Annotated in this window: 7 protein-coding genes; 6 read left to right on the top strand and 1 reads right to left on the bottom strand. The window is 46.6% G+C overall.

Going from position 1 to position 7,646, the window contains the following annotated elements; all coding sequences use genetic code 11:
* Window positions 1-655 (bottom strand): transporter (locus tag IPP74_04755; GenBank protein MBL0318588.1); only part of this gene is annotated, 655 nt, incomplete at its 3' end.
* A gap of 232 nt (window positions 656-887) precedes the next feature.
* On the opposite strand from IPP74_04755, the gene rlmN reads away from it, so the two are divergent.
* The 6 genes from rlmN (at window position 888) to ruvB (ending at window position 7,350) form a co-directional block, all read left to right on the top strand.
* On the top strand, window positions 888-1,991 hold the full coding sequence (gene rlmN / locus IPP74_04750) for a 23S rRNA (adenine(2503)-C(2))-methyltransferase RlmN (protein MBL0318587.1): 1,104 nt from the start codon (window positions 888-890) through the stop codon (window positions 1,989-1,991).
* A gap of 261 nt (window positions 1,992-2,252) precedes the next feature.
* Window positions 2,253-3,833 (top strand): glutaminase A, encoded by a 1,581-nt coding sequence (gene glsA / locus IPP74_04745; GenBank protein MBL0318586.1) that lies wholly within the window; start codon window positions 2,253-2,255, stop codon window positions 3,831-3,833.
* Window positions 3,834-4,249: 416 nt separating this feature from the next.
* On the top strand, window positions 4,250-5,101 hold the full coding sequence (locus IPP74_04740; protein MBL0318585.1) for a shikimate dehydrogenase: 852 nt from the start codon (window positions 4,250-4,252) through the stop codon (window positions 5,099-5,101).
* The gene (gene ruvC, locus IPP74_04735; GenBank protein ID MBL0318584.1) at window positions 5,098-5,589 is read left to right on the top strand and encodes a crossover junction endodeoxyribonuclease RuvC; all 492 of its coding nucleotides are present in this window, start codon (window positions 5,098-5,100) and stop codon (window positions 5,587-5,589) included. Before IPP74_04740 ends, ruvC begins: the two co-directional genes overlap by 4 nt.
* Window positions 5,586-6,317, top strand: a complete 732-nt coding sequence (gene ruvA, locus IPP74_04730) for a Holliday junction branch migration protein RuvA (GenBank protein ID MBL0318583.1) — start codon at window positions 5,586-5,588, stop codon at window positions 6,315-6,317. Before ruvC ends, ruvA begins: the two co-directional genes overlap by 4 nt.
* Window positions 6,310-7,350 carry a Holliday junction branch migration DNA helicase RuvB gene (ruvB, locus tag IPP74_04725; GenBank protein MBL0318582.1) on the top strand — a complete coding sequence of 347 codons (1,041 nt, stop codon included), beginning with the start codon at window positions 6,310-6,312 and terminating at the stop codon, window positions 7,348-7,350. The genes ruvA and ruvB overlap by 8 nt, the downstream gene beginning before the upstream one ends.
* Window positions 7,351-7,646: the final 296 nt, after the last annotated feature.

Below are 7,646 nucleotides of genomic sequence, written 5' to 3'. Positions count from 1 at the left end.
TACCAACAATCAATGAGTTTACGTAAACGGGATCATAGCCTGACAAATCAGGCTCGGTAATAAAGTTAAGCTGGGTCATGCCACCCAAGCTCCAACCGCCATCAACATTCACATTGAATGGAACGCCAATGCCCCCCTCATATCGATTATTTCCTAAATCGTTTTGATTGGTAGGAGTCTTGACATAAGGAATCACCCCAACGGAAAACGTGCTGGATGGATCATTGCCGAGCACATTGAATTTCAATCGTACCTGCGTATCGCCAAAACCGTCTTTTGTATCGTTGGTGCCAGCTGTTTTATCTTTGATCACCACATGACGGTAAAGATCGCTGATAATCTGTAAATCAGCATAATCGGTTAAACCAATCCGAAGATTCGTAGCACCACCGTAAAATTGCTGATTGGTTTCAACACAACTGCCGCCGATGCAATCATTGTTATGCACGGTAGAAAAGAGATTGGTTTCAAGCTGAAAGTGGCCTGCATCAAGGGAAAAAGGACTATCTGTTTTGCTGGGGCGCTCCGTTGTCATTGCCCTCATTTTATCGGTGGGTGTGGGGTTAAATAAAGTGTTGTCTGGACCGGCAAAAGCAAGCGATGCTGTGCTTGCCAAGATGGAGGTGGCGATAATGGTTTTGATGTAATGTTTCATAGTGACCCTACTTAAAAAATTGACTCAACTCTAAGTAGTGTATCCATGTTTAAATGTTGGCTGCGTATAGAAGCAGCATGAGGCTGTATATATTCTGTATAATTCAACAACATAAAATGATGGAAGGTTAGTTGAAAATGCGCGAGTTTTGCTAAAGACGCGCAATGATTGATATCGTTCCCGTAGTAAGCTATAATGCACTGACTTATAAAGAAAATTAAATGGATTCCCTTTGTCCTCTCTTCCCAGCCTGATTGGCCTAACCAAGGATCAACTATATACCGCTGTAGCGGATGTCGGTGAGAAACCCTTTCGGGCTAAGCAGTTGTGGCATTGGGTGTATTGTCATGGTGCTAAAGAATTTGATGCGATGCAAAACGTGTCTAAAGTGTTAAGTGAGGCTATGAAGGAGCGTTATACCCTGCAACGACCGGGGAAGACTCTGCACCAAATTTCCAGTGATGGGACGCAAAAATGGCTGCTTAAATTTACAGATGGCAATGAAGCAGAAACGGTGTTTATTCCTGAGGGTGAGCGCGGTACATTATGTATTTCTTCACAGGTGGGCTGCACGCTTACCTGTTCGTTTTGTCATACGGGTACTCAGCCTTTGGTGCGAAATTTAACGGCTGCTGAGATTATTGCCCAGGTGATGGTTGCCCGCGATACTCTCGGTGACTGGCCATCAGGTGATAAAAAAATGGTCTCTAATATTGTATTTATGGGCATGGGTGAACCACTGCTTAATATGGATAATGTGATTGAAGCCATTCATATCATGCTGGATGCGGATGGATTGGCTTTTTCGTCGCGGCGGGTGACGGTATCCACCTCAGGGGTGGTGCCGATGATTTATGAGCTAGGTAAAACGGTCAAAGTGAACCTCGCTATTTCACTCCATGCGGTGAGGGATGATTTGCGTGATGTATTAGTGCCGATCAATAAGCGCTATCCGATTGCAGAACTTCTAGAAGCGTGTCGCCAGTATCCAAGAGCCACTAATGCCCGTCGTATTATGTTTGAATATGTGATGCTTAAAGGTATTAATGATAGTAACGCCGATGCGCAAGAATTAGCGCGTTTGTTACAAGGTATTCCTGCCAAAGTGAATTTAATTCCGTTCAATCCCTGGCCTGGTAGTCACTATGAATGCTCCGACTGGGATAGGATTGAGCAATTTTCCGATAGGATGTTTGATGCAGGCATTTCTGCTCCTGTACGTCGTCCGCGTGGTCGAGATATTTTAGCGGCATGTGGCCAGCTTAAATCTGAAAGCCAGAAACAGCGTAAATCACAATTGGTGCAGATTACTGAGCCAGGCAATATCGCAGCCTGAGCATAATAAACCTAGGTTGTTACACTAAAAATAAAGAGCAGATCTGCTTCAAGGGCAATGATTCGATAAAAATGTAAATAGTCATGTACCATGTGTTAATACACGAACGGTTTTCCTACTTGACCAACGGTCGTTGGCTAGCTACGATCTATATTCAAGGTGATGGTGTCATCGTAGGATGACTCACGAGTTGGTCATTTTTTTACCAAATATAAACAGAAAAGAAGCACAATCTCCTAAGAATGAATGGATCAAACAATCATGACAGCAAAAATTAAAAACAAACAGGCTCAAATCGAACCAGTCGAAGTGGTGCAGGGTGAAGAGCTTTACCAGGCCATTTTTAATGTCTTGGATGAGCACGGAAAAGGTACTATCCATAAGCATCAATTGCTGAATGCCCTTAAAGAGCAGGGAATTCTTGAGTCGGACCCGCGTATTAAAGAAACCACCCAGGCATTAGCTTTGTTGAGTGATGGTGAGGCCATTGATATTGAGCGTCTGCGAGACATTGTGCGGCCGAATATTTCGTTGATTGAACGAACCATCAAACGTAATTTGATTATTCCTGATTTCAAAGCCTTTACCAATCAGATTAAAGCAATTTTCACGAAAGTAAGCGCCAATAAAAACGGTGTTGTGGCTTCCTATATTCCGCAATTGGCGAAAGTGAATCCCGAACATTTTGCTGTTGCTGTATGCACCATTGACGGGCAGGTTTTCTGCACTGAAGAAGCCGATATTCCGTATTGCGTTCAATCCACCTGTAAACCAGTCAATTACTGTATTGCGCTGGAGCTTAACGGCGAAGATAAAGTGCACCAGCATATTGGGCGCGAACCAAGTGGCCAAAGCTTCAATGCTATTTCATTAAATAACAAGGGGTTGCCGCATAATCCGCTGATTAATGCTGGCGCTATCTTGGCGTGTTCGCTTATTAAAAATGATGAGCCCCTTAGCGATCGTTTTGATCATGTGATGTCGATGTGGACTTCGTTAACTGGCGGTATTACCCCAGGTTTTAATAATTCGGTGTATCTCTCTGAGAAAGATACGGCGGATCGAAATTTTGCCCTTGCCTATTTTATGCGTGAGAAAAAATCATTCCCTGCCGGGGTGAGTATCCAGGATACGCTGGATTTTTATTTTCAATGCTGTTCTATCGAACTTACTGCGCGTTCTCAGGCACATGTGGCAGCCACGCTGGCCCATGCTGGTGTGTCGCCATCTTCCGGTCGAAAAATCCTCAACAGCAATACGGTGAAGGATTGTTTATCCCTGATGTATTCCTGCGGTATGTATGATTTTTCTGGGGAATATGCGTTTACCGTAGGTTTGCCGGCTAAATCCGGAGTTTCGGGCGCATTGATGATTGTGGTCCCAGGCGTTGCCGGTATCACAGTATGGTCGCCGCGGTTAGATGAAATGGGTAACTCGGTGCGCGGTATTGAATTCAGCAAAGAACTGGTCAAACTCTTTAACTTTCATAATTATGATGGTATTTCAGGTCATACCGATAAAATAGATCCGCGCCGCACGCGAAGCGAATTTGCCATCGATACTACGTTCTCCCTTATCTGGGCGGCAAGCCAGGGTGATATCAATGAAATCAGGCGATTGATTGCCTATGGCATTGATTTAAATAAAGGCGATTATGATGGCCGTACCGCCCTTCATCTTGCTGCTGCTGAAGGCCAGTTGGAGACGGTGGCGTATTTGCTTAAGAAAGATGTAGAAATTAATCCACGGGATCGTTGGGACGGCACACCCCTAACGGATGCTAAGCGACATAAGCATGCGGACGTGGCGACATTGCTGGAGCAACAGGGCGGTATAGAGTAAGAAAATAAGTCTTATTTCAATGTTTGTCTAGCGCTGCAGGCTTTATGATATAAGGTCTGTAGAGTGTTTTTGACAGTTTTAAATTTCAATTGAAAGATTGTCCAAAATGCAGTGTCGTTGAGGAAACGGATGCGGGGATATCCAGCGTAACGATTGAAAGTTGGTGGTCGATTCTGGACGCATCCCTAAGGGAATTTTGGTTTATAGTGGGGGAAAGATGTACCAGGTAGGCGAGGTGTCGGTAATGGATTATAAGAGGGCTGGTGATTGTTTGGAGAGGCTATAGTTATTAACACATGACAACCATCCAATCCAAGGCTATCCTCATGTAACCCTCTAAGATGTCTAAAACAGGCATTTAAGGGCATTTTATGGTTAATCATATTCTCCCCTATTACCACAAACGGAGGCACCGCATGACGATAACAGGCCAAGCATTAATCGCAGGAGTGATCGGTCATCCTATCGCTCATTCTTTATCGCCTTGTATCCATAATTATTGGTTAGAACAGTATCACATCAGCGGTGCTTATATTCCAATCGAAGCAAAGCCTGAACATTTAGAACAGGTCGTCAAGGGCTTCGCGCATATGAGTAACATGCGGGGTATGAATGTAACGATTCCGCACAAGGAAAGCGTAATGTTATTTGCGCATGAAATCGATTCTCTGGCTAAGCGCATTGGGGCGGCAAATACCCTGGTATTTGATAACGGAAAAATTAGAGCTACCAATACCGATGCTTATGGGTTTATGGCGCATTTGCAGTCATCGGTTTCTACCCAGCCGTGGGTTGGCAATAAAGCGGTGGTGATTGGAGCCGGTGGTGCCGCGCGTGCGATATGTGTGGCGCTGCAGGATGCGGGAGTTGCAGACATTGTGCTGGTGAATAGAACCCTTGCCAATGCTGAAAAAATCCAGATGGATTTAGGTGAACCCATTACGGTTGCCCCATGGGAACAACGTCACGATCTATTGTCTGGTGCTGGTTTGCTGGTCAATACCTCGTCTCTTGGAATGCAGGGTAAAGACCCGTTGGACATCGACATTGGGGCATTGTCTGCTACGGCCATTGTGTATGATATCGTTTATAAACCGCTTGAAACGAATCTCCTCAAACAGGCGCGTTTGCGCGGTAATCCGGTCGTCGATGGGCTTGGCATGTTGCTCCACCAGGCTGTGGGCGGATTTGAACGCTGGTTTGGGGTGAAGCCGGAGGTAACACCGCAGCTTCGCCATAACATTCTCCAAGCGGCAGGGTTGATATGATTATCTTAGGTATTGATCCAGGGCTTGGCACGAGTGGCTGGGGAGTGATCGAATCGATCGGTCAACGTTTACGCTATATTGGTTGTGGGGCAATCCGTACCAATGCTAAAGAGCCGCTTGCTCAGCGTTTACAGTACTTGCACGAGCAGCTGCAAACGATTATCCTTACCTATCAGCCGCATGAAAGTGCGCTTGAAGAAACCTTCGTCAATAAAAATGCCTTATCATCCTTAAAACTCGGCCATGCCCGTGGGGTTTTAATGCTCACAGCAGCAAAGGCGGGTTTGCCAGTGGCGGAATATGCGGCGACCACGGTAAAGAAATCGGTGGTCGGCGTAGGACGCGCTGAAAAGTCGCAGGTGATGATGATGGTCAAACAATTATTGCCGCAGGCAACCTTCGATAGCGAAGATGCGGCAGATGCATTAGCGGTTGCTGTATGCCATGCGCATATTGGCAACACACATCGTAAATGGGAGTCGGTATGATTGGTAAATTACGTGGGCTTATAGATTCAGTAGGCGAAGATTCGGTGGTCATTGATGTGGGGGGGGTGGGCTATGTCGCCTTCTGTTCGGCCAACACGTTACGCCGCGTGCCACACAATGGCGAAGTGATTTTATGGATTGAAACCCATGTGCGCGAAGACCATATTCACCTCTATGGATTTATTGATCAGCGCGAGCGTGAATGGTTTCGGGTTTTAACGACAGTGCAAGGTGTCGGCAGCCGAACGGCCCTGGCACTTTTAGGTGTGCTGACTGCCGATGATATTACCCATGCCTTGCTTACGCAGGATAAAACACCCTTTACCCGTGCAAGCGGTGTGGGGCCAAAACTGGCAGAACGGATTGTTACTGAACTTAAAAATAAAGCGATGGTGGCTACTGAGGGTGGCTTTGCTGCCGTATCTGGCCCATCACCATCAGCCGCAGTTGGAACAGCCGTGGGAATCGCTTCCTCAACAGCGCCCTCTAAAACCAGTAAAACCGGTAAAAGAGGAGCAGAAGCTGCTGCATCAGCCTTGCCAGCAGAATCCATGGCAAATACCGTTGCCGCTATTTCACGCGATGCGTTATCGGCGCTTACCAATTTGGGTTATGGCAGACAGGAGGCTTACTTAGCCATTCAGCGTGTGCTGGTGGATAGTGACACTCACGCTTTGTCGTTGTCGGATGTGATACGTTTAGGATTAAAGGAATTAGTCAATGCGTGAACAGGAAGAACGTTTAATTGCACCAGCAGCGCAAGTGGATGATCGGGTGGATCGGGCGTTGCGTCCGCAGATGCTGGTGGATTTTATCGGCCAGGCACAGTCGCGGCAAAATCTGGAAATTTTTATCAAAGCCGCGCGCAGCCGGGAAGAGCCGCTCGACCATGTATTGTTTTATGGACCTCCAGGTTTAGGTAAAACCACACTGGCGCATATTATCGCCCGTGAAATGGGGGTGAATTTCAAAACTACCTCTGGGCCATTGCTTACCAAAGCAGGCGATTTAGCAGCGTTGTTGACCAACCTCCAACCTAATGATGTGTTATTCATCGATGAAATCCACCGCTTACATGCCGCCATTGAAGAAGTGCTCTACCCGGCGATGGAAGATTTTACGCTCGATTTGATTATCGGCGAGGGGCCGGGGGCACGGACGGTGCGAATTGATTTGCCTCCATTCACCTTGGTGGGGGCAACTACACGCCTTGGCTTAATCAGCAATCCACTGCGCGACCGTTTTGGCATACCGCTGCGGATGGAATTTTATAATACAGATGAGCTCTGCATCATTGTTAAACGTGGTGCCGCTAAACTGAACTGCCCCATCAGTGAAGATGGCGCATTGGAAATTGCCAAACGCTCACGCGGTACGCCACGTATTGCCATTCGTTTGCTGCGTCGGCTGCGCGATTTTGCCGCCGTTGAAGACCAAGCCACCATTACCGCACACATGGCTGATAAAGGATTACGTTTATTAGAAGTCGATGCGGCGGGCCTTGACAGCGCCGACCATCGTTATTTACGCTTTATTGCTGAAAATTATCAAGGTGGGCCAGTAGGGGCCGAAACCATCGCCGCTGGGTTATCTGAACAGCGCGATACGATTGAAGATACGATTGAGCCTTATTTATTACAGATTGGCTTTCTGCAGCGCACGCCACGTGGTAGAATGCTGACGCCCAAAGCGTTCCATCATATTGGACTTGTGGCACCGCAACGTGCACCGGAGTTTAATTTTGAGGATCTGTCCACGTAATATCATGGGCATGCTCATTGCAAAACGACTGGCAACGGAATAATCGAAAATGTCTGTGCTTCTCACCGGCACTTGCAAATAATGGGGGTAAGGGGCAGGTGTGTCCAAAATCTGGAAATCATCCTTAAAAATATCTTTCGTTGACGGCTTAATAACAAAAGCAACCACTCGACAAAATTAATCAGAAATGGACTGCTTCATGACATATCCGGTCTAACACCTTGATGTACGTCACCGCACATTGATCATAACGTTCTTGCCTAATGTCTTTGAATAAGGTGGAGCAATCTGCTTAC

Source organism: Alphaproteobacteria bacterium, assembly GCA_016722515.1.
Lineage (GTDB): Bacteria > Pseudomonadota > Alphaproteobacteria > Rickettsiales > JADKJE01 > JADKJE01.
This window is presented reverse-complemented; position numbering and strand designations above follow the sequence as displayed.